The 25072-nt window shown below is 36.9% G+C and carries 10 protein-coding genes and 1 tRNA gene; 2 read left to right on the top strand and 9 right to left on the bottom strand.

Annotation, left to right across the window (positions count from 1 at the left end; all coding sequences use genetic code 11):
- The first annotated feature begins 3 nt into the window (after positions 1–3).
- Together D1815_RS22730 and D1815_RS22725 are read left to right on the top strand one after the other, a co-directional pair.
- A complete protein-coding gene (locus D1815_RS22730) occupies positions 4–738 on the top strand; it encodes a DUF4369 domain-containing protein (RefSeq protein ID WP_027392351.1) in 735 nt (244 codons plus the stop codon).
- Between the two features lie 125 nt (positions 739–863).
- A complete protein-coding gene (locus D1815_RS22725; RefSeq protein ID WP_027392352.1) occupies positions 864–1109 on the top strand; it encodes a hypothetical protein in 246 nt (81 codons plus the stop codon).
- Between the two features lie 224 nt (positions 1110–1333).
- Here the strand turns inward: D1815_RS22725 and D1815_RS22720 are convergent.
- The 9 genes from D1815_RS22720 to D1815_RS22680 all read right to left on the bottom strand — a co-directional run bounded on the left by D1815_RS22720 (position 1334) and on the right by D1815_RS22680 (position 25068).
- A tRNA-Thr gene (locus tag D1815_RS22720) sits at positions 1334–1407 on the bottom strand.
- A gap of 57 nt (positions 1408–1464) precedes the next feature.
- The gene (locus D1815_RS22715) at positions 1465–1731 is read right to left on the bottom strand and encodes a hypothetical protein (RefSeq protein WP_027392353.1); all 267 of its coding nucleotides are present in this window, start codon (positions 1729–1731) and stop codon (positions 1465–1467) included.
- A 59-nt stretch (positions 1732–1790) separates the two neighbouring features.
- Positions 1791–2768: a type I phosphomannose isomerase catalytic subunit gene (locus tag D1815_RS22710; protein ID WP_118389616.1), complete on the bottom strand. Its 978-nt coding sequence runs from the start codon at positions 2766–2768 to the stop codon at positions 1791–1793.
- The gene (locus D1815_RS22705) at positions 2761–3222 is read right to left on the bottom strand and encodes a peroxiredoxin (RefSeq protein ID WP_118389614.1); all 462 of its coding nucleotides are present in this window, start codon (positions 3220–3222) and stop codon (positions 2761–2763) included. The genes D1815_RS22710 and D1815_RS22705 overlap by 8 nt, the downstream gene beginning before the upstream one ends.
- A gap of 8 nt (positions 3223–3230) precedes the next feature.
- The gene (locus D1815_RS22700; protein ID WP_027392356.1) at positions 3231–3641 is read right to left on the bottom strand and encodes a 6-carboxytetrahydropterin synthase; all 411 of its coding nucleotides are present in this window, start codon (positions 3639–3641) and stop codon (positions 3231–3233) included.
- Positions 3638–4156 carry an isopentenyl-diphosphate Delta-isomerase gene (gene idi / locus D1815_RS22695; RefSeq protein WP_118390109.1) on the bottom strand — a complete coding sequence of 173 codons (519 nt, stop codon included), beginning with the start codon at positions 4154–4156 and terminating at the stop codon, positions 3638–3640. The genes D1815_RS22700 and idi overlap by 4 nt, the downstream gene beginning before the upstream one ends.
- A gap of 170 nt (positions 4157–4326) precedes the next feature.
- The gene (locus tag D1815_RS22690; RefSeq protein WP_118389612.1) at positions 4327–6285 is read right to left on the bottom strand and encodes an OmpA family protein; all 1959 of its coding nucleotides are present in this window, start codon (positions 6283–6285) and stop codon (positions 4327–4329) included.
- Positions 6286–6365: 80 nt separating this feature from the next.
- Positions 6366–7325, bottom strand: coding sequence for a type IX secretion system membrane protein PorP/SprF (locus D1815_RS22685; RefSeq protein WP_027392359.1), 960 nt, complete (start codon positions 7323–7325; stop codon positions 6366–6368).
- A gap of 55 nt (positions 7326–7380) precedes the next feature.
- The gene (locus tag D1815_RS22680; protein WP_118389610.1) at positions 7381–25068 is read right to left on the bottom strand and encodes a gliding motility-associated C-terminal domain-containing protein; all 17688 of its coding nucleotides are present in this window, start codon (positions 25066–25068) and stop codon (positions 7381–7383) included.
- Positions 25069–25072 lie beyond the last annotated feature (4 nt).

Here is a 25072-nt window from a genome sequence, read left to right as displayed (position 1 = left end):
TCAATGCGACAATTTTTTACCATATTATTGTTATCTACTCTCATCCTAAGTTGTAGTTCTCCTAAAAAAGAAGGAAATGTTTCTATAAACGGAACAGTAAAAGGACTTAAAAAAGGAACATTATATCTTCAAAAAATTAAAGATACTATCTTAATAAATTTAGATTCTTTAGTTATCGATGGAGATCCTCAGTTTACATTTCAAACTACTGTTCAAGAACCTGAAATTCATTATTTATTTTTAGATAAACATGATGGAACTCAATTTAATGATCGTATTGATTTTTTTGCAGAGCCTGGAGTAATTACGATCAACACTTCTCTGAATGGTTTTGAAAAAGAGGCAATTATTGCCGGAGGCAAAAATCAAACTAAATTGATTGAGTACAACAAAATGAATAAAAGATTCAAAGAAAGAAATCTAAGAATCATAAAAGAAGATTATGAGGCAAAGAAACAGAATGATGATGAAAAATTAGCTAAAAACGATATCGCTTACAAAAATCTACTTCGACAAAAATATTTGTACACTATCAATTTTGCCATCAATAATAGAAAACTAGAAGTAGCTCCATACATAACTCTTCACGAAGTTTTTGACGCCAATATTAAATATCTAGATACTGTAGCAAAATCATTATCTCCAAAAGTTAAAAAATCAATATATGGCAAACAACTAACTGATTACTTAAAAGAGAGAAAAACAAAAGAAGCTGAAAGAGTAGAAAAAGATCAGTAAATATATTTTTCTAAAAACAATAACATCGGAATTTAACCATAAAATATTGACAGAAATACCGCAAGGTACTTAAAACAATTTTTATTAACTTAATTGACTCACAATTAACTCTTTAAACTACAATTATGTTAAAAAAAATTTTAAACTTAAAAGGGGCTCAACAATTAAATAGAAAAGAACAAAAAGGTATTTCTGGAGGAGGACGTCCTGGTTCTGGAGGCGGTGGATGCTGTAATCCTTCATTGTCTTGTTGTACAACTACTGATTTAGTTAATAATCCAGCATGCGGAGCGACTTACATTCCTGGATGTTACTTTCATCCCGCTAATCCAAATACACCAAGTTATCCTTACTATAACTGCTGTATCTAAAAAGTTATCTCACATTTTTTTTGGTGAAAACGTTATTAAAAAATAGTAAGTGATATCACTTAATACATTAATAGCCCTAAACTTCTAAAGAAGATTAGGGTTGTTTATTTAATAGAACGTATTAAGAAAGATATTTAACTCGAACTAAATTTCTATTCTAATTGGAAATTTATCCAATAAAAAAAATCCCAACTCCTTCAGGAATTGGGACTTACACTACTAAGAGCCGATGGAGGGACTCGAACCCACGACCTGCTGATTACAAATCAGCTGCTCTAGCCAGCTGAGCTACATCGGCAAAGCGGTTGCAAATATAATTTCTGAAATCATATTTGCAAATACTTTTTAAAAAAAATTATAATGAATTTACTTTTTCAGCTAAAGACTTCGCTGTTTTTTCTAAATCTTCTTTGATAGATTTAAAGTGCTTTGCCGCATTTTCTACATTACGATCACTAACTCTTGCCATAAAAGCATCAAAAGAATTGATTGCCTCATCTATAATAACTTCTCCTGCCTTTTTATCTTTATCTGGATTATTCTCTTCCCAGATGTATACTTCTTCTATGATATCCCCTAATACGTAGTTAATATCTTTCTTAAGATTTCTTTTATTTGCCATTTTCTAAAATATTTTATGCAAAATTAGTCTTTTAAACCATTTATCAAACGGTTTTACTTTTAAATATAGACTTGTAGTAGTTTTGCCCCTTCAGAAATCAAGTTAATTTCTTTTATCGAAGCGGGAACTAAAATTGTCTCTCCAACAACAATAGTAACTTTTTGAGACCCATTTATTAACTGAGCTTTACCTTTTACACACATATATATTACAAAAGAATCTAGTTTAGTATGTGACATAGAAATTTCTTTATCCACTTCTACAAGGTTCGTAATAAAGTGTGGGCATTGAACTAAATCAGTAATTTGATTTTTTTTTGAAGTATACTCAACTTTATAATCAGAATTATTACTAAAATCAATTGCCTCTAAAGCATCTTGTTGATGTAATTCTCTGTAGTTACCATCAGAATCTTTACGATCCCAATCATAAACTCGATAAGTAATATCAGATGTTTGCTGTATTTCTGCTAACAGCACTCCTTTTCCTATTGCGTGTATCAACCCTGAATACACAAAAAAGGTGTCTCCTTCGGTAACCGACTCATAATGTAAAATATCCTTGATCGTCTTATCGGCAACATGTTTTTGATATAATTCAGAATTTACTTTTTGATTAAAGCCTATTATAATGTTTGCTTCTTTATCAGCTTGCGTAATATACCACATCTCAGTTTTACCTAAAGAATTATGCTTCGCTTTAGCGATTTCGTCACCAGGATGTAACTGTACGGAAAGATCCTGTTTAGCATCTATAAATTTTATTAGTAAAGGAAATTTTGCTCCAAATCTATCAAAGTTCTTTTGTCCTATCAATTCTTCTTGATAATTAGCCAAAAGTTCTTTTAGTGTTTTTCCTTCAAATTCACCATTAATAACAACCGAACAATCTCCTTCTACATCACTTATTTCCCAACTTTCTCCAACAAAAGAGCTCTCAGACTTCTTTCCTAAAAGATTATTTAATTTGGAGCCTCCCCATATTTTTTCCTTTAAAATGGGCTGAAACTTAAGCATGTAAAGTGAATCGTTACTCATTCATTATTTTTTTGACAGTTTTAATAGCTTCTTTTAAATGTTTCGAAGCGTTAATGCTATTAAATTTTAACCTAACCACTCCTTCTTTATCTATAACATATGTTTCTCTTCCTGGTAATACTCCAAACAAACCTGACTTAACACCAAAAAGCTTTCTTAAACTACCGTCGGTATCTGATAAAAAAATAAAAGGCAAACTATATTTAGTCTTAAATCTTTCGTGAGATTTGACATTATCTGCACTTATCCCTATTACTTCTACTCCTTCTTTCTTAAAATCTTCGTAACTATCTCTAAAATCACAAGCTTCTTTTATACAACCAGGAGTGAAGTTTTTGGGATAAAAATAAATTACCAATGGAATTTTACCAATATAATCAACGCTATGAAAATCGCCCCCATCATCTTTGATTGCTGAAAATTGGGGAATTTTGCTTCCTAATTCTAAGGCCATAAATGATTTTATTTACCGTCGTATATTACATAATTTCGAGGAGTTTCGAATAATGTAACCTCGATATCATACCTTAAATCTAGCTTTTTACGAAGTCTATTCCAAATTACAAAGGCGATATTTTCCGCAGTTGGATTTAATTTTTCAAATTCTTTTACCTCTTCATTAAGGTTTTTATGATCCATATAATCTTCAACTTCAGACTTAATATAATCTTTTAAAATTTTCAAATCTATTAAGAAACCTGTTTCTGGATCTACATCTCCTATAACCGCTACTACTAATTCATAGTTATGCCCATGATATCTAGGATTGCTGCATTTTCCGAAAACTTGAGTGTTCTTTTCATCACTCCAATCTTTCCTATACAATCTATGTGCGGCATTAAAATGCGCTTTTCTACAAGCCTTTATTCTCATATTACTATATGTTCATAAAATTTATCAAAAATAATCTTAAACCAAGCCGTATAGCTATTAGGATTCTCAATAATATCCTTTTTAACATCTTCTATATGCATCCATTTCCAATCCGAGACTTCATCTGAATTAATAATAGGATCCTCTTCATACTGACCAACTAACACATGATCCAACTCATGTTCTGTAAGTCCATTATCAAAAGGTGCTTTATATATAAATGATATTGTTTCTTTAAGAGGTGTAGTAAATCCCATTTCTTCCTCTAATCTTCTTGTTCCAGCCTGAATATTACTTTCTCCTTCTCGTTGATGACTGCAACAAGTATTTGTCCATAAACCTGGCGAATGGTACTTGTGATGAGCTCTTTGCTGCAACATTAGTTCTTTTTTTTCATTAAGAATAAATACTGAAAATGCTCTATGTAATATAGCTTTCTCGTGTGCTTCAAGTTTAGGCATCAACCCAATTTGCTCATCATTTTCGTTAACTAAAATGACTTTTTCTTCTTTCATTGCTTTGTATTGGCTCAAAGCTACGAAATCGTAATAGCAATTCATAATCTATGCATTTTTTGACATAAATTAAAGAATTGTTTACCTGTATAATAAAAAAACACCTTACTCTCGTAAAGGTGTTTTTTTAATTTAATTAAGTTTTATTAGTAATCTATGTAAGTATACTATTATTTAACGATTATAAATTCACTTCGTCTATTTAGCTGATATTCTGATTTTTTACAATTAGATTCATTTCCACAATCATTAACAGGTTGTGTTTCTCCATATCCTTTACTGGTTAATCTATTCGCTGCAATTCCTTTAGATACCATATATTTTACGGTAGATTTTGCTCTTTCGTCAGATAACCAAAGGTTGTAATCATCATTTCCATGACTATCGGTATGAGATCTTACATCGATTTTCATATCTGGATATTGATTCATTACTTCGATAACTTTTGCTAATTCTATAGCAGCATCAGGACGAATATAATATTGATCAAAATCAAAGTAAATAGGGTTTAACGATAATACTTTAGCAAGATCATCTCCAACATCAGCAGTTTTGATCTTTTTCTCTAACAATAATGGCACATCTAAAGTTTCTGTTTTTCCTGGAGTACTCACTAGCTTTTCTAATGTTAAATACTCTTCTTTTTCTGCACGTACGAAGTACTTAGAGCTACATTTAACTATATGACTATATGATGCATCATCTCCGACAATAAAGCTTTCTAATAGATTATTACTACTATCATAGATTGAAACCTTCGCTCCAGAAAGTAATTCTTGAGTATCTTTATCCTTAACAACACCTGTAATAGTAATCTCACAGAAACTTTTAAGATCTTCTAACTGCAGAAAACTATAAATATCATCTTTCCCTCTTCCTCCTTCTCTATTCGAAGAAAAATATCCTCTTTTAGACTCATCATCTACAATAAAAGCAAAATCGTCATCAGGACTGTTCACAGGTTTACCTATGTTAACAATTAACTTTTCTTCATCTGTTTGAGGGTTTAATCGAGTTACATAAACATCTAAACCACCAAGTCCAATGTGACCATCCGAAGCAAAGTATAAATCATTGTTAATGCTAACGAAGGGAAAAGTTTCTTTTCCTTCTGTATTAATTCTATTTCCTAAGTTTTTAGGTTCTCCAAAACTCCCATCAGAATTAATCGCTATTTCGTAAATGTCTGATTGACCTTCTCCTCCAGGCATATCCGAAGAGAAATACAATGTTTTCTCATCTAAACTTAACGTTGGATGTGCAGTGGAGTATTGATCACTATTAAACGGTAAATTTTGTGGAGTCGTCCAACTACCTTGAGTATTCTTATAAGAACGATAAATTTTTAATCGATTAGTTCCTTTCTTATCACTGCCATATTTTCTACCGTCATAGTTATTTCTTGTAAAATAAACTGTATTACCATCTTTAGAAAAAATGGGTGTAGACTCGTGAAATTTACTATTTATCTTACTATCAAACTTTTCAATTTCAGAAAGTTCTCCATTAGTGGGGTTATATTCTGCTCTATAAAGATCCAAAAATGGTTCTTCATTCCATTGATGAAGCGTTTTCTTAAATAAAAGAGTATCTCTCGAGGAACTAAAAACTATAAATCTTCCGAAAAAAGCCGAACCAAAATCAGTATATGAAGAATTAATAGAAGAATTCTCAATTTCGAACCTTCCTGATTGGAAATCTATTCTTTTAAGATAGTTAGGTTCTTCTTCAAACAATTGCGCTCTTTGATCATCTGAACTCGCTTCTACAAACTTATTCATAAATACATCTGCATCATCATATCTTCCAACAGATTTTAACGTTTGAGCATATCTGAAATAATATTCAGGTTCTACTTCGCTTGGATAGGAATTTACCAATTCTTCATACCACTTAGAAGCTTCTTCGAATTGACTATTAAAGTAGTAGCTATTCCCTAGATTCTTATAAAGATCTGCACTTTTATATCCTTTCTTAACTACTTTAAGGTATGTCTCTTGCGCATTAATATATTCATATTTATCATATTGACTTTGAGCGGTCTTCAATTTTCTTTCTTGAGAAAATGTAGCACCTACAAAGAAAAACACAACAAAAACAAACACTAACTTGTGTAATAATCCCTTCATTTTATTTTGGCTATATATTGTATACTATAAAAATAACTAATCTAAACTCTATGATTAATCAGAAAAACTATTAATTCTAATTAAAAGAAACGAGGAGTTAGCATTCTGTTATATTTTCTAAATAATTCAAAACGTAACATAACTTCATAACTTCCATCATTAAACTGTGTTCTACCCAATTCTGTAGACTCCTTATCATATGCAAATCCGATCATTAAAGAATCTGATACCTGGAACCCAGCCATCGCACTAAATGCTGCACTCCATCTATATCCTACCCCAAGAGTAAGTTTATCATACAACAAGAAGTTAGCCGATAAATCTACTTGCAGAGGAGCTCCAAAAACTAACTTACTTAAAATCGCTGGTTTAAACTTTACAGTATCACTTAAATCAAAAACATGACCCGCTATTAAATAATAATTAATTCTTTCTTCTGCTATAAATGAGGAGTTTCCATTACTATCTATCGCTGCGCTTTCATCAAAATGATCTGTCTCTAATAAATTAGGAGCACTTAATCCTAAATAAAACTTATCAGTATGATAATAAATACCAGCACCAACATTAGGGCTAAATTTATTATCTATATTTCCATTATTAAAAAGAGGATCTCCAGTATCAAACTGTGACAATCGATCAAAATCCACATTTAATAAATGTCCACCTGCCTTTATTCCAAAACTTAATTTCCCGGTATCCGAAGTAGGAATAGTATAAGAAAAATCAATATCAAAATATGTTTCATCAGTGGGTCCGATCTCGTCATTTACAATTGACAAGCCTAATCCAACTCGATTATTATCTCCTATGGGTGTATTTAGAGTTAATGTTTGAGTGCGTGGAGCTCCATCCAGTCCTACCCATTGACTACGATGTAAACCCATTATACTCATAACTCCTCGACTACCTGCATAAGCAGGATTTACACTAATTGTATTATACATATACTGAGTATACTGAGCGTCTTGTTGGGCAACAGCATAATTGGAAATTAAGCTACACGCAATCAGCATAAATATTGTTAATAGTCTATTCATAAGTATTATAATTTGATTTAGGGAATAACAAATATATACTATTCCAAATATAAATTTATCTGTTAATATATAAGTAACCTGCTTTATACGTATTTACTCCTCTAGCATTTATGTATTCTAAAACATAATAATAGGTACCTACAGGCAACTTGTTGTTCTGTGAAATAGTAACTCTTCCATTACTTATTCCTGCAAACAATTCTACACCTGGTTGCTCATAACCATCCTCTTCAAATACCTGAACTCCCCATCTGTTATAGATTCTTAATGTATTATCTGGGAAATTTCTTAACCCTACAATCCTGAAATCATCATTAATTCCATCTCCATTAGGGGTTATACCAGTATAGATTATGATTGGATCATCAGGATCTGTAAACACTCCTTCAATAATTGTTACCGTCTCATCTTCTGCATCTCCGTCATTATCAAGATCTACATCTGTTGTATCTGTAGGATCATCAGAAAGATCAATAACATCATCTCCATTTGGATCCTGACCAGTCACTGTAGCTTGGTTTATAACTTCTCCTAATAGAATATCCTCTGCCGTTAATACATAAGTAGCAGTGAATGTGGTCATATCTATCTCACCAACTGCTAGATCTATTGGACCTCCAGTAACAACAATACCTGGTAATGGATCTGTAAGAATAATATTAGTAACATCAACATTACCTGTGTTCTCTACCGTAAAGGTATACTGAATCTCATCGCCTACATTTGGCAGATCATCACCATTAACATCAACATAGAAACCTGTCTTAGTTAAAGCTAAATTAGGTAGCTGTTCAATATCCGTAATCGTCTCATCATTTGTAGGGTCATTATCTCCATTATCATCAACAGTCTCATCTCCATTATCAGATATATCGATAACATCATTATCATCAGGATCATCTCCAATTACAGTTGCACTATTGATCACTTCTCCATTGTTAATATCAGCTTGTGAAATTGCATAAGTAGCAGTTGCCGTTCCTGTTTCTCCTGGAGCTAAAATAGATGGTGTAACTGGTAGATTAATACTTCCTGTTAGCATATCATCTATGAAGATATTATCAATTGTTACATTTCCTGTATTAGTAACTGTAAAAGTGTATGTAATAACATCTCCTACATTAGAACCACTAGCCACTCCTGTTTTAACTAAGGTTAATTCTGGATTCTGACCTAAATCTGTCTCGGTATTATCCTCTACATCTCCATCACTATCACTATCTGTAGTATCCGTATTGTCATTTGGATCATCGGATACATCTGTTACATCATCCGTGTTACCTGGACTACTTCCTGTAGCGGTAGCACTATTTACTACTTCTCCATTGTTAATATCACTCTGCTGAATGTTATAACTCCCTGTGAATGTACTGGTGTCACTAGCGCCAACAACTAAATCGATTGGACCGCCTGTTAAACTACCATTCGGTGCAACTAATAATGGATCACTAATCGTAATTCCTGTCAAGTCAACATTACCATTGTTGGTTACTGTAAAACTATAGTCAATTCGATCTCCGACATTAACAACGCCATCGCCATTCGCATCAACATATAATCCCGCCTTTAATAATGCAATGTTTGGATTCTGACCTAAATCTGTCTCGGTATTATCCTCTACATCTCCATCACTATCACTATCTGTAGTATCCGTATTGTCATTTGGATCATCGGATACATCTGTTACATCATCCGTGTTACCTGGACTACTTCCTGTAGCGGTAGCACTATTCACTACTTCTCCATTGTTAATATCACTCTGCTGAATGTTATAACTCCCTGTGAATGTACTGGTGTCACTAGCGCCAACAACTAAATCGATTGGACCGCCTGTTAAACTACCATTCGGTGCAACTAATAATGGATCACTAATCGTAATTCCTGTCAAGTCAACATTACCATTGTTGGTTACTGTAAAACTATAGTCAATTCGATCTCCGACATTAACAACGCCATCGCCATTCGCATCAACATATAATCCCGCCTTTAATAATGCAATGTTTGGATTCTGACCTAAATCTGTCTCGGTATTATCCTCTACATCTCCATCACTATCACTATCTGTAGTATCCGTATTGTCATTTGGATCATCGGATACATCTGTTACATCATCCGTGTTACCTGGACTACTTCCTGTAGCGGTAGCACTATTTACTACTTCTCCATTGTTAATATCACTCTGCTGAATGTTATAACTCCCTGTGAATGTACTGGTGTCACTAGCGCCAACAACTAAATCGATTGGACCGCCTGTTAAACTACCATTCGGTGCAACTAATAATGGATCACTAATCGTAATTCCTGTCAAGTCAACATTACCATTGTTGGTTACTGTAAAACTATAGTCAATTCGATCTCCGACATTAACAACGCCATCGCCATTCGCATCAACATATAATCCCGCCTTTAATAATGCAATGTTTGGATTCTGACCTAAATCTGTCTCGGTATTATCCTCTACATCTCCATCACTATCACTATCTGTAGTATCCGTATTGTCATTTGGATCATCGGATACATCTGTTACATCATCCGTGTTACCTGGACTACTTCCTGTAGCGGTAGCACTATTTACTACTTCTCCATTGTTAATATCACTCTGCTGAATGTTATAACTCCCTGTGAATGTACTGGTGTCACTAGCGCCAACAACTAAATCGATTGGACCGCCTGTTAAACTACCATTCGGTGCAACTAATAATGGATCACTAATCGTAATTCCTGTCAAGTCAACATTACCATTGTTGGTTACTGTAAAACTATAGTCAATTCGATCTCCGACATTAACAACGCCATCGCCATTCGCATCAACATATAATCCCGCCTTTAATAATGCAATGTTTGGATTCTGACCTAAATCTGTCTCGGTATTATCCTCTACATCTCCATCACTATCACTATCTGTAGTATCCGTATTGTCATTTGGATCATCGGATACATCTGTTACATCATCCGTGTTACCTGGACTACTTCCTGTAGCGGTAGCACTATTCACTACTTCTCCATTGTTAATATCACTCTGCTGAATGTTATAACTCCCTGTGAATGTACTGGTGTCACTAGCGCCAACAACTAAATCAATTGGACCGCCTGTTAAACTACCATTCGGTGCAACTAATAATGGATCACTAATCGTAATTCCTGTCAAGTCAACATTACCATTGTTGGTTACTGTAAAACTATAGTCAATTCGATCTCCGACATTAACAACGCCATCGCCATTCGCATCAACATATAATCCCGCCTTTAATAATGCAATGTTTGGATTCTGACCTAAATCTGTCTCGGTATTATCCTCTACATCTCCATCACTATCACTATCTGTAGTATCCGTATTGTCATTTGGATCATCGGATACATCTGTTACATCATCCGTGTTACCTGGACTACTTCCTGTAGCGGTAGCACTATTTACTACTTCTCCATTGTTAATATCACTCTGCTGAATGTTATAACTCCCTGTGAATGTACTGGTGTCACTAGCGCCAACAACTAAATCGATTGGACCGCCTGTTAAACTACCATTCGGTGCAACTAATAATGGATCACTAATCGTAATTCCTGTCAAGTCAACATTACCATTGTTGGTTACTGTAAAACTATAGTCAATTCGATCTCCGACATTAACAACGCCATCGCCATTCGCATCAACATATAATCCCGCCTTTAATAATGCAATGTTTGGATTCTGACCTAAATCTGTCTCGGTATTATCCTCTACATCTCCATCACTATCACTATCTGTAGTATCCGTATTGTCATTTGGATCATCGGATACATCTGTTACATCATCCGTGTTACCTGGACTACTTCCTGTAGCGGTAGCACTATTCACTACTTCTCCATTGTTAATATCACTCTGCTGAATGTTATAACTCCCTGTGAATGTACTGGTGTCACTAGCGCCAACAACTAAATCAATTGGACCGCCTGTTAAACTACCATTCGGTGCAACTAATAATGGATCACTAATCGTAATTCCTGTCAAGTCAACATTACCATTGTTGGTTACTGTAAAACTATAGTCAATTCGATCTCCGACATTAACAACGCCATCGCCATTCGCATCAACATATAATCCCGCCTTTAATAATGCAATGTTTGGATTCTGACCTAAATCTGTCTCGGTATTATCCTCTACATCTCCATCACTATCACTATCTGTAGTATCCGTATTGTCATTTGGATCATCGGATACATCTGTTACATCATCCGTGTTACCTGGACTACTTCCTGTAGCGGTAGCACTATTTACTACTTCTCCATTGTTAATATCACTCTGCTGAATGTTATAACTCCCTGTGAATGTACTGGTGTCACTAGCGCCAACAACTAAATCAATTGGACCGCCTGTTAAACTACCATTCGGTGCAACTAATAATGGATCACTAATCGTAATTCCTGTCAAGTCAACATTACCATTGTTGGTTACTGTAAAACTATAGTCAATTCGATCTCCGACATTAACAACGCCATCGCCATTCGCATCAACATATAATCCCGCCTTTAATAATGCAATGTTTGGATTCTGACCTAAATCTGTCTCGGTATTATCCTCTACATCTCCATCACTATCACTATCTGTAGTATCCGTATTGTCATTTGGATCATCGGATACATCTGTTACATCATCCGTGTTACCTGGACTACTTCCTGTAGCGGTAGCACTATTTACTACTTCTCCATTGTTAATATCACTCTGCTGAATGTTATAACTCCCTGTGAATGTACTGGTGTCACTAGCGCCAACAACTAAATCGATTGGACCGCCTGTTAAACTACCATTCGGTGCAACTAATAATGGATCACTAATCGTAATTCCTGTCAAGTCAACATTACCATTGTTGGTTACTGTAAAACTATAGTCAATTCGATCTCCGACATTAACAACGCCATCGCCATTCGCATCAACATATAATCCCGCCTTTAATAATGCAATGTTTGGATTCTGACCTAAATCTGTCTCGGTATTATCCTCTACATCTCCATCACTATCACTATCTGTAGTATCCGTATTGTCATTTGGATCATCGGATACATCTGTTACATCATCCGTGTTACCTGGACTACTTCCTGTAGCGGTAGCACTATTCACTACTTCTCCATTGTTAATATCACTCTGCTGAATGTTATAACTCCCTGTGAATGTACTGGTGTCACTAGCGCCAACAACTAAATCAATTGGACCGCCTGTTAAACTACCATTCGGTGCAACTAATAATGGATCACTAATCGTAATTCCTGTCAAGTCAACATTACCATTGTTGGTTACTGTAAAACTATAGTCAATTCGATCTCCGACATTAACAACGCCATCGCCATTCGCATCAACATATAATCCCGCCTTTAATAATGCAATGTTTGGATTCTGACCTAAATCTGTCTCGGTATTATCCTCTACATCTCCATCACTATCACTATCTGTAGTATCCGTATTGTCATTTGGATCATCGGATACATCTGTTACATCATCCGTGTTACCTGGACTACTTCCTGTAGCGGTAGCACTATTTACTACTTCTCCATTGTTAATATCACTCTGCTGAATGTTATAACTCCCTGTGAATGTACTGGTGTCACTAGCGCCAACAACTAAATCGATTGGACCGCCTGTTAAACTACCATTCGGTGCAACTAATAATGGATCACTAATCGTAATTCCTGTCAAGTCAACATTACCATTGTTGGTTACTGTAAAACTATAGTCAATTCGATCTCCGACATTAACAACGCCATCGCCATTCGCATCAACATATAATCCCGCCTTTAATAATGCAATGTTTGGATTCTGACCTAAATCTGTCTCGGTATTATCCTCTACATCTCCATCACTATCACTATCTGTAGTATCCGTATTGTCATTTGGATCATCGGATACATCTGTTACATCATCCGTGTTACCTGGACTACTTCCTGTAGCGGTAGCACTATTTACTACTTCTCCATTGTTAATATCACTCTGCTGAATGTTATAACTCCCTGTGAATGTACTGGTGTCACTAGCGCCAACAACTAAATCGATTGGACCGCCTGTTAAACTACCATTCGGTGCAACTAATAATGGATCACTAATCGTAATTCCTGTCAAGTCAACATTACCATTGTTGGTTACTGTAAAACTATAGTCAATTCGATCTCCGACATTAACAACGCCATCGCCATTCGCATCAACATATAATCCCGCCTTTAATAATGCAATGTTTGGATTCTGACCTAAATCTGTCTCGGTATTATCCTCTACATCTCCATCACTATCACTATCTGTAGTATCCGTATTGTCATTTGGATCATCGGATACATCTGTTACATCATCCGTGTTACCTGGACTACTTCCTGTAGCGGTAGCACTATTTACTACTTCTCCATTGTTAATATCACTCTGCTGAATGTTATAACTCCCTGTGAATGTACTGGTGTCACTAGCGCCAACAACTAAATCGATTGGACCGCCTGTTAAACTACCATTCGGTGCAACTAATAATGGATCACTAATCGTAATTCCTGTCAAGTCAACATTACCATTGTTGGTTACTGTAAAACTATAGTCAATTCGATCTCCGACATTAACAACGCCATCGCCATTCGCATCAACATATAATCCCGCCTTTAATAATGCAATGTTTGGATTCTGACCTAAATCTGTCTCGGTATTATCCTCTACATCTCCATCACTATCACTATCTGTAGTATCCGTATTGTCATTTGGATCATCGGATACATCTGTTACATCATCCGTGTTACCTGGACTACTTCCTGTAGCGGTAGCACTATTTACTACTTCTCCATTGTTAATATCACTCTGCTGAATGTTATAACTCCCTGTGAATGTACTGGTGTCACTAGCGCCAACAACTAAATCGATTGGACCGCCTGTTAAACTACCATTCGGTGCAACTAATAATGGATCACTAATCGTAATTCCTGTCAAGTCAACATTACCATTGTTGGTTACTGTAAAACTATAGTCAATTCGATCTCCGACATTAACAACGCCATCGCCATTCGCATCAACATATAATCCCGCCTTTAATAATGCAATGTTTGGATTCTGACCTAAATCTGTCTCGGTATTATCCTCTACATCTCCATCACTATCACTATCTGTAGTATCCGTATTGTCATTTGGATCATCGGATACATCTGTTACATCATCCGTGTTACCTGGACTACTTCCTGTAGCGGTAGCACTATTTACTACTTCTCCATTGTTAATATCACTCTGCTGAATGTTATAACTCCCTGTGAATGTACTGGTGTCACTAGCGCCAACAACTAAATCAATTGGACCGCCTGTTAAACTACCATTCGGTGCAACTAATAATGGATCACTAATCGTAATTCCTGTCAAGTCAACATTACCATTGTTGGTTACTGTAAAACTATAGTCAATTCGATCTCCGACATTAACAACGCCATCGCCATTCGCATCAACATATAATCCCGCCTTTAATAATGCAATGTTTGGATTCTGACCTAAATCTGTCTCGGTATTATCCTCTACATCTCCATCACTATCACTATCTGTAGTATCCGTATTGTCATTTGGATCATCGGATACATCTGTTACATCATCCGTGTTACCTGGACTACTTCCTGTAGCGGTAGCACTATTTACTACTTCTCCATTGTTAATATCACTCTGCTGAATGTTATAACTCCCTGTGAATGTACTGGTGTCACTAGCGCCAACAACTAAATCGATTGGACCGCCTGTTAAACTACCATTCGGTGCAACTAATAATGGATCACTAATCGTAATTCCTGTCAAGTCAACATTACCATTGTTGGTTACTGTAAAACTATAGTCAATTCGATCTCCGACATTAACAACGCCATCGCCATTCGCATCAACATATAATCCCGCCTTTAATAATGCAATGTTTGGATTCTGACCTAAATCTGTCTCGGTATTATCCTCTACATCTCCATCACTATCACTATCTGTAGTATCCGTATTGTCATTTGGATCATCGGATACATCTGTTACATCATCCGTGTTACCTGGACTACTTCCTGTAGCGGTAGCACTATTTACTACTTCTCCATTGTTAATATCACTCTGCTGAATGTTATAACTCCCTGTGAATGTACTGGTGTCACTAGCGCCAACAACTAAATCGATTGGACCGCCTGTTAAACTACCATTCGGTGCAACTAATAATGGATCACTAATCGTAATTCCTGTCAAGTCAACATTACCATTGTTGGTTACTGTAAAACTATAGTCAATTCGATCTCCGACATTAACAACGCCATCGCCATTCGCATCAACATATAATCCCGCCTTTAATAATGCAATGTTTGGATTCTGACCTAAATCTGTCTCGGTATTATCCTCTACATCTCCATCACTATCACTATCTGTAGTATCCGTATTGTCATTTGGATCATCGGATACATCTGTTACATCATCCGTGTTACCTGGACTACTTCCTGTAGCGGTAGCACTATTTACTACTTCTCCATTGTTAATATCACTCTGCTGAATGTTATAACTCCCTGTGAATGTACTGGTGTCACTAGCGCCAACAACTAAATCGATTGGACCGCCTGTTAAACTACCATTCGGTGCAACTAATAATGGATCACTAATCGTAATTCCTGTCAAGTCAACATTACCATTGTTGGTTACTGTAAAACTATAGTCAATTCGATCTCCGACATTAACAACGCCATCGCCATTCGCATCAACATATAATCCCGCCTTTAATAATGCAATGTTTGGATTCTGACCTAAATCTGTCTCGGTATTATCCTCTACATCTCCATCACTATCACTATCTGTAGTATCCGTATTGTCATTTGGATCATCGGATACATCTGTTACATCATCCGTGTTACCTGGACTACTTCCTGTAGCGGTAGCACTATTTACTACTTCTCCATTGTTAATATCACTCTGCTGAATGTTATAACTCCCTGTGAATGTACTGGTGTCACTAGCGCCAACAACTAAATCGATTGGACCGCCTGTTAAACTACCATTCGGTGCAACTAATAATGGATCACTAATCGTAATTCCTGTCAAGTCAACATTACCATTGTTGGTTACTGTAAAACTATAGTCAATTCGATCTCCGACATTAACAACGCCATCGCCATTCGCATCAACATATAATCCCGCCTTTAATAATGCAATGTTTGGATTCTGACCTAAATCTGTCTCGGTATTATCCTCTACATCTCCATCACTATCACTATCTGTAGTATCCGTATTGTCATTTGGATCATCGGATACATCTGTTACATCATCCGTGTTACCTGGACTACTTCCTGTAGCGGTAGCACTATTTACTACTTCTCCATTGTTAATATCACTCTGCTGAATGTTATAACTCCCTGTGAATGTACTGGTGTCACTAGCGCCAACAACTAAATCGATTGGACCGCCTGTTAAACTACCATTCGGTGCAACTAATAATGGATCACTAATCGTAATTCCTGTCAAGTCAACATTACCATTGTTGGTTACTGTAAAACTATAGTCAATTCGATCTCCGACATTAACAACGCCATCGCCATTCGCATCAACATATAATCCCGCCTTTAATAATGCAATGTTTGGATTCTGACCTAAATCTGTCTCGGTATTATCCTCTACATCTCCATCACTATCACTATCTGTAGTATCCGTATTGTCATTTGGATCATCGGATACATCTGTTACATCATCCGTGTTACCTGGACTACTTCCTGTAGCGGTAGCACTATTTACTACTTCTCCATTGTTAATATCACTCTGCTGAATGTTATAACTCCCTGTGAATGTACTGGTGTCACTAGCGCCAACAACTAAATCGATTGGACCGCCTGTTAAACTACCATTCGGTGCAACTAATAATGGATCACTAATCGTAATTCCTGTCAAGTCAACATTACCATTGTTGGTTACTGTAAAACTATAGTCAATTCGATCTCCGACATTAACAACGCCATCGCCATTCGCATCAACATATAATCCCGCCTTTAATAATGCAATGTTTGGATTCTGACCTAAATCTGTCTCGGTATTATCCTCTACATCTCCATCACTATCACTATCTGTAGTATCCGTATTGTCATTTGGATCATCGGATACATCTGTTACATCATCCGTGTTACCTGGACTACTTCCTGTAGCGGTAGCACTATTCACTACTTCTCCATTGTTAATATCACTCTGCTGAATGTTATAACTCCCTGTGAATGTACTGGTGTCACTAGCGCCAACAACTAAATCGATTGGACCGCCTGTTAAACTACCATTCGGTGCAACTAATAATGGATCACTAATCGTAATTCCTGTCAAGTCAACATTACCATTGTTGGTTACTGTAAAACTATAGTCAATTCGATCTCCGACATTAACAACGCCATCGCCATTCGCATCAACATATAATCCCGCCTTTAATAATGCAATGTTTGGATTCTGACCTAAATCTGTCTCGGTATTATCCTCTACATCTCCATCACTATCACTATCTGTAGTATCCGTATTGTCATTTGGATCATCGGATACATCTGTTACATCATCCGTGTTACCTGGACTACTTCCTGTAGCGGTAGCACTATTTACTACTTCTCCATTGTTAATATCACTCTGCTGAATGTTATAACTCCCTGTGAATGTACTGGTGTCACTAGCGCCAACAACTAAATCGATTGGACCGCCTGTTAAACTACCATTCGGTGCAACTAATAATGGATCACTAATCGTAATTCCTGTCAAGTCAACATTACCATTGTTGGTTACTGTAAAACTATAGTCAATTCGATCTCCGACATTAACAACGCCATCGCCATTCGCATCAACATATAATCCCGCCTTTAATAATGCAATGTTTGGATTCTGACCTAAATCTGTCTCGGTATTATCCTCTACATCTCCATCACTATCACTATCTGTAGTATCCGTATTGTCATTTGGATCATCGGATACATCTGTTACATCATCCGTGTTACCTGGACTACTTCCTGTAGCGGTAGCACTATTTACTACTTCTCCATTGTTAATATCACTCTGCTGAATGTTATAACTCCCTGTGAATGTACTGGTGTCACTAGCGCCAACAACTAAATCGATTGGACCGCCTGTTAAACTACCATTCGGTGCAACTAATAATGGATCACTAATCGTAATTCCTGTCAAGTCAACATTACCATTGTTGGTTACTGTAAAACTATAGTCAATTCGATCTCCGACATTAACAACGCCATCGCCATTCGCATCAACATATAATCCCGCCTTTAATAATGCAATGTTTGGATTCTGACCTAAATCTGTCTCGGTATTATCCTCTACATCTCCATCACTATCACTATCTGTAGTATCCGTATTGTCATTTGGATCATCGGATACATCTGTTACATCATCCGTGTTACCTGGACTACTTCCTGTAGCGGTAGCACTATTCACTACTTCTCCATTGTTAATATCACTCTGCTGAATGTTATAACTCCCTGTGAATGTACTGGTGTCACTAGCGCCAACAACTAAATCGATTGGACCGCCTGTTAAACTACCATTCGGTGCAACTAATAATGGATCACTAATCGTAATTCCTGTCAAGTCAACATTACCATTGTTGGTTACTGTAAAACTATAGTCAATTCGATCTCCGACATTAACAACGCCATCGCCATTCGCATCAACATATAATCCCGCCTTTAATAATGCAATGTTTGGATTCTGACCTAAATCTGTCTCGGTATTATCCTCTACATCTCCATCACTATCACTATCTGTAGTATCCGTATTGTCATTTGGATCATCGGATACATCTGTTACATCATCCGTGTTACCTGGACTACTTCCTGTAGCGGTAGCACTATTTACTACTTCTCCATTGTTAATATCACTCTGCTGAATGTTATAACTCCCTGTGAATGTACTGGTGTCACTAGCGCCAACAACTAAATCGATTGGACCGCCTGTTAAACTACCATTCGGTGCAACTAATAATGGATCACTAATCGTAATTCCTGTCAAGTCAACATTACCATTGTTGGTTACTGTAAAACTATAGTCAATTCGATCTCCGACATTAACAACGCCATCGCCATTCGCATCAACATATAATCCCGCCTTTAATAATGCAATGTTTGGATTCTGACCTAAATCTGTCTCGGTATTATCCTCTACATCTCCATCACTATCACTATCTGTAGTATCCGTATTGTCATTTGGATCATCGGATACATCTGTTACATCATCCGTGTTACCTGGACTACTTCCTGTAGCGGTAGCACTATTCACTACTTCTCCATTGTTAATATCACTCTGCTGAATGTTATAACTCCCTGTGAATGTACTGGTGTCACTAGCGCCAACAACTAAATCGATTGGACCGCCTGTTAAACTACCATTCGGTGCAACTAATAATGGATCACTAATCGTAATTCCTGTCAAGTCAACATTACCATTGTTGGTTACTGTAAAACTATAGTCAATTCGATCTCCGACATTAACAACGCCATCGCCATTCGCATCAACATATAATCCCGCCTTTAATAATGCAATGTTTGGATTCTGACCTAAATCTGTCTCGGTATTATCCTCTACATCTCCATCACTATCACTATCTGTAGTATCCGTATTGTCATTTGGATCATCGGATACATCTGTTACATCATCCGTGTTACCTGGACTACTTCCTGTAGCGGTAGCACTATTTACTACTTCTCCATTGTTAATATCACTCTGCTGAATGTTATAACTCCCTGTGAATGTACTGGTGTCACTAGCGCCAACAACTAAATCAATTGGACCGCCTGTTAAACTACCATTCGGTGCAACTAATAATGGATCACTAATCGTAATTCCTGTCAAGTCAACATTACCATTGTTGGTTACTGTAAAACTATAGTCAATTCGATCTCCGACATTAACAACGCCATCGCCATTCGCATCAACATATAATCCCGCCTTTAATAATGCAATGTTTGGATTCTGACCTAAATCTGTCTCGGTATTATCCTCTACATCTCCATCACTATCACTATCTGTAGTATCCGTATTGTCATTTGGATCATCGGATACATCTGTTACATCATCCGTGTTACCTGGACTACTTCCTGTAGCGGTAGCACTATTTACTACTTCTCCATTGTTAATATCACTCTGCTGAATGTTATAACTCCCTGTGAATGTACTGGTGTCACTAGCGCCAACAACTAAATCGATTGGACCGCCTGTTAAACTACCATTCGGTGCAACTAATAATGGATCACTAATCGTAATTCCTGTCAAGTCAACATTACCATTGTTGGTTACTGTAAAACTATAGTCAATTCGATCTCCGACATTAACAACACCATCGCCATTCGCATCAACATATAATCCCGCCTTTAATAATGCAATGTTTGGATTCTGACCTAAATCTGTCTCGGTATTATCCTCTACATCTCCATCACTATCACTATCTGTAGTATCCGTATTGTCATTTGGATCATCGGATACATCTGTTACATCATCCGTGTTACCTGGACTACTTCCTGTAGCGGTAGCACTATTCACTACTTCTCCATTGTTAATATCACTCTGCTGAATGTTATAACTCCCTGTGAATGTACTGGTGTCACTAGCGCCAACAACTAAATCAATTGGACCGCCTGTTAAACTACCATTCGGTGCAACTAATAATGGATCACTAATCGTAATTCCTGTCAAGTCAACATTACCATTGTTGGTTACTGTAAAACTATAGTCAATTCGATCTCCGACATTAACAACGCCATCGCCATTCGCATCAACATATAATCCCGCCTTTAATAATGCAATGTTTGGATTCTGACCTAAATCTGTCTCGGTATTATCCTCTACATCTCCATCACTATCACTATCTGTAGTATCCGTATTGTCATTTGGATCATCGGATACATCTGTTACATCATCCGTGTTACCTGGACTACTTCCTGTAGCGGTAGCACTATTTACTACTTCTCCATTGTTAATATCACTCTGCTGAATGTTATAACTCCCTGTGAATGTACTGGTGTCACTAGCGCCAACAACTAAATCGATTGGACCGCCTGTTAAACTACCATTCGGTGCAACTAATAATGGATCACTAATCGTAATTCCTGTCAAGTCAACATTACCATTGTTGGTTACTGTAAAACTATAGTCAATTCGATCTCCGACATTAACAACGCCATCGCCATTCGCATCAACATATAATCCCGCCTTTAATAATGCAATGTTTGGTGTATCTGGTATCTCCGTACAAAAATCAAACCCTCCTATTGCAGAACCGTGCTGAACTGCAGGATTACAAGTAGTACAATTTTGCCACACAATAGTTATACTAGCTATTCCATCAAGGTCTTCAAAATTAACACCTATTTGGTCATCTTGATTGTTTACTGAATTAGCATTAGCATCAATAACTCCAGTACCACTATTAGAAGTATAAGAAGGTGTCCCAGAGTCGGTGAATGCTGGAAAAATTGTATTCCCTGCACCATCCGTAGCAGTAACTGTAAACAAATCTCCATTTCCAGAACCATTAGCATTGATATGATAAAGATCAAATCCTACAGAATATATATCCGTACTAAATGTTATTGTTTGTGTAATTCCTGTTACTCCAAAGCCATTTGTAAAATATTCTAACACTTCATCACCTAGGTTTGCTGTTGCATTAGAATCTACACTAGGACTTACTGTAGAACCTGTTGTAGGCCAAGTACCTAAAGTTCCCGTTTCTCCAGAGAAAGTGTGTGTTATATTTATCCCTGATCCATCTACATCAGAAAACGTATTTGTTAAAGCTCCATCAGGAGTCCAATCGAATTGATCTACTCCATTAGGTACGAACCCATCCCACATTAAATTATACACGGTATCCGTACAAGCTGGACTTTGGTGTAATGTTACTGATGCAGGAGCTGTACATATATTTGCTCCACCAGCAGTAACATTAGCATTTGTTCCTAACGTATAATCTACACCTGTTTCAGTTACTAATCCTGTAGAATTTACAGTTGCAGGATCTATCGAACCAAACTGTCCACCATCACCTCCATCTGCATTCGCATCGTTGTAAGCCTCATTAGCATCACTACAATTATCATCATCAGAATCTAAATCTAGATGATTCGGAATATCATCTCCATCCGTATCTTCATAAGTACAATAGGTAACATTAGAAAGTAAAAAAGTTATTAATCCATTATTCGCTACATCACCATCTTGCCTTGCTTTCCCTGTAGTAATTTGAAAAGATGATACTAATCCCTCTATAACAATATCCGAATAATTAAGTGTAGTATCGCCCGAACCATTAGTATAAGAAGTTATGGAAGGGGATGTACTATCGTTATTTACAATAACATGAGAACTTCCAGATGAAGTAGTTGTATAACTCCCACTAGGAAAAGTTGTTGGATTCATCAAGGATCCCAAATTAATAATTTGACTTCCCGGACCAGTAGCATTTACAGTTACTTTATCGCCGCTATCTATTCCAGACCACCTAAACTTAACACCAGTAACCGGCTCACTGAATGTAAAAGTATACACTAAGCTTTCAGATAATCCGTCATCTATTTCTTCACCTTGAATTCTAATAGTAGTTGGATCATCAACCTGTAATATGTTTAAAGCTCCTCCATCTACTTGATTTATCGTTGTAGTAATATCAACATCTACTCCATCAAAGTCGAAGATATCATTTATAGCACCTACTCCATTCTGATTTCCTGAAGGAGCCGTTCCAACACTAATTGATGAAGATGCACAATTCAACCCTTCATCAGTGTCTAATATCCCGTCATTATCATCATCACTATCACAAAGATTACCAACATTATCAGAATCTTGGTCAGCTTGACCTGCATTAGGAATCGTAGGACAATTATCTAATGGATCACCTGTACCATCTCCATCTGTATCTATAACGAATCCGTCAGGGACAGAAGCTGTATTTGAACCTGCAACTACAACTATACTTGTTGGATCATCTCCTTGTGTTTGGATAGCATTAACTGGTAAATCCGTATCAGAATCCAAAATATCAATAGTAGCATTACCAGGAGGTAAAGTAGCACTATATGTTCCATCAGGATTTGTTTGTATCGTCTGAGTATTTCCATTTACATCTGTAATAGTAATGGTAACACTACCAATTCCTAATTCGCCACTTTGTACACCATCACCATTTGCATCGTTATACACTACTCCACTGATTGTTCCCGGATTAGAACATGTTACTGCTCCGTTACTTATACCTGTAATTGATTCCCCAGTTGCCCCACTTGTAGCACCATTTGCAGGGAATTCCGTTACAGCACCACTATTAGTAATACCATTAGAACCTCCATTTATATTAATCGTAGGCGAACCTGCAGAAACTGCTACAAAACCAGCTCCTCCTCCTCCTCCAGGACCTTCACTTTCGTTATTAGTAATCAATTGATCTCCACCATCTCCACCATTAACGCTAAGCGTCAAAGTATTATCAATAGAAGAAGCTCTTAAAACGATACTTCCACCACCTCCACCACCTCCAGGTGCGTCATTATGGTTTGGAACTGTTGGTAAAGCATCAGCTCCATTAGCAATTATGTTACCAGAACCTGTAATAGAATTTGCTCCAAGCAAAATTATACCACCTCCATTAGCAGCATCTTGACTTGCGCTATTATTTCTATCACCAGCTCCTCCTCCTCCTCCGAGAAAGATTCTATTTTGTTCGTTTGCAATAAGAGGTCTACCACCTAATCCACCAACTGGATCTCTTAAATCTCCTCCCCAAGCAGCACTACCTGGAGCAAGAGTCAAAGCGTTTTGATTACTACTTCCAAAAGAATACCCTCCTCTTCCTCCACCAGAAGAATTCGTAAGAGCATTTCCATTAGCAATATAATCAGGGTCTAAAGTCCAAGCTGTGGCCCCAGTACATCCAGAGCACATTACACCTGATCCATTAAACCAAGTATTACCATTATTCCCATTAGATCCCCCTCCTCCACCGGAGTTATGAGCGTTTCCACCTCCACCACCATTGGCGGGAGCACCACGACCGTATCTACCACCTAAAACATCATAATCTGCTTGATAACCTACTATACTTTCTCCTTTTTCTGCACTCAAACTAGCTAAAGTAGAAACATAATCGCTATAAACAGTCGCATTAGCTCCTGTAGTACTGTTTTCTACCTCGCCTCCTCTAAACCCAAGACCAGATGTATCTATATCTCCTTCTATGTCAATTATGTTCGCAGTAATAACAACTACACCACCTCTTCTACTACCCGCAAAATCTTCCCAAGCTAAAGATGTTACAGAGGCACCTGCTTGTATGGTAAGTGTATCATATTGAGGAACTTTTACTACTTGTGTTCTTCCAGCAACAAAATAACCATTAGCTATCTCACATGTTAACGTAATCGTATTTGAACTAATACTTGAAACATATCCAAATTCATACAACCCTGAACTTCCATAATCCGTAATATCGCCATAATTAACGGTATTTGTTGTATTAATAGATGCCCCTTGAGCTTGATAAATTAAGACTAAATCACCGCTAGAAAGACCTCCTAGATCAGTTGCAACACTATTCACATCAATAGATGTATCACCAGCTGTTATGTCCGAAGTTATAGGACTGTAAGTATTAAGAACCGTATTTGCAGCAGTTACCGTAAGATCACCATCTTTCCCTTCCTGACCAGAAGCGCTGTAGGTAACTAAAAAGATAAAGGTCAAAAGAGACATAAACGCACTTTGACCCAACAAGACTTGGGTAATTTTTTTCATATGA

The organism is Aquimarina sp. AD1, from assembly GCF_003443695.1.
Classification (GTDB): domain Bacteria; phylum Bacteroidota; class Bacteroidia; order Flavobacteriales; family Flavobacteriaceae; genus Aquimarina; species Aquimarina latercula.
This window is presented reverse-complemented; position numbering and strand designations above follow the sequence as displayed.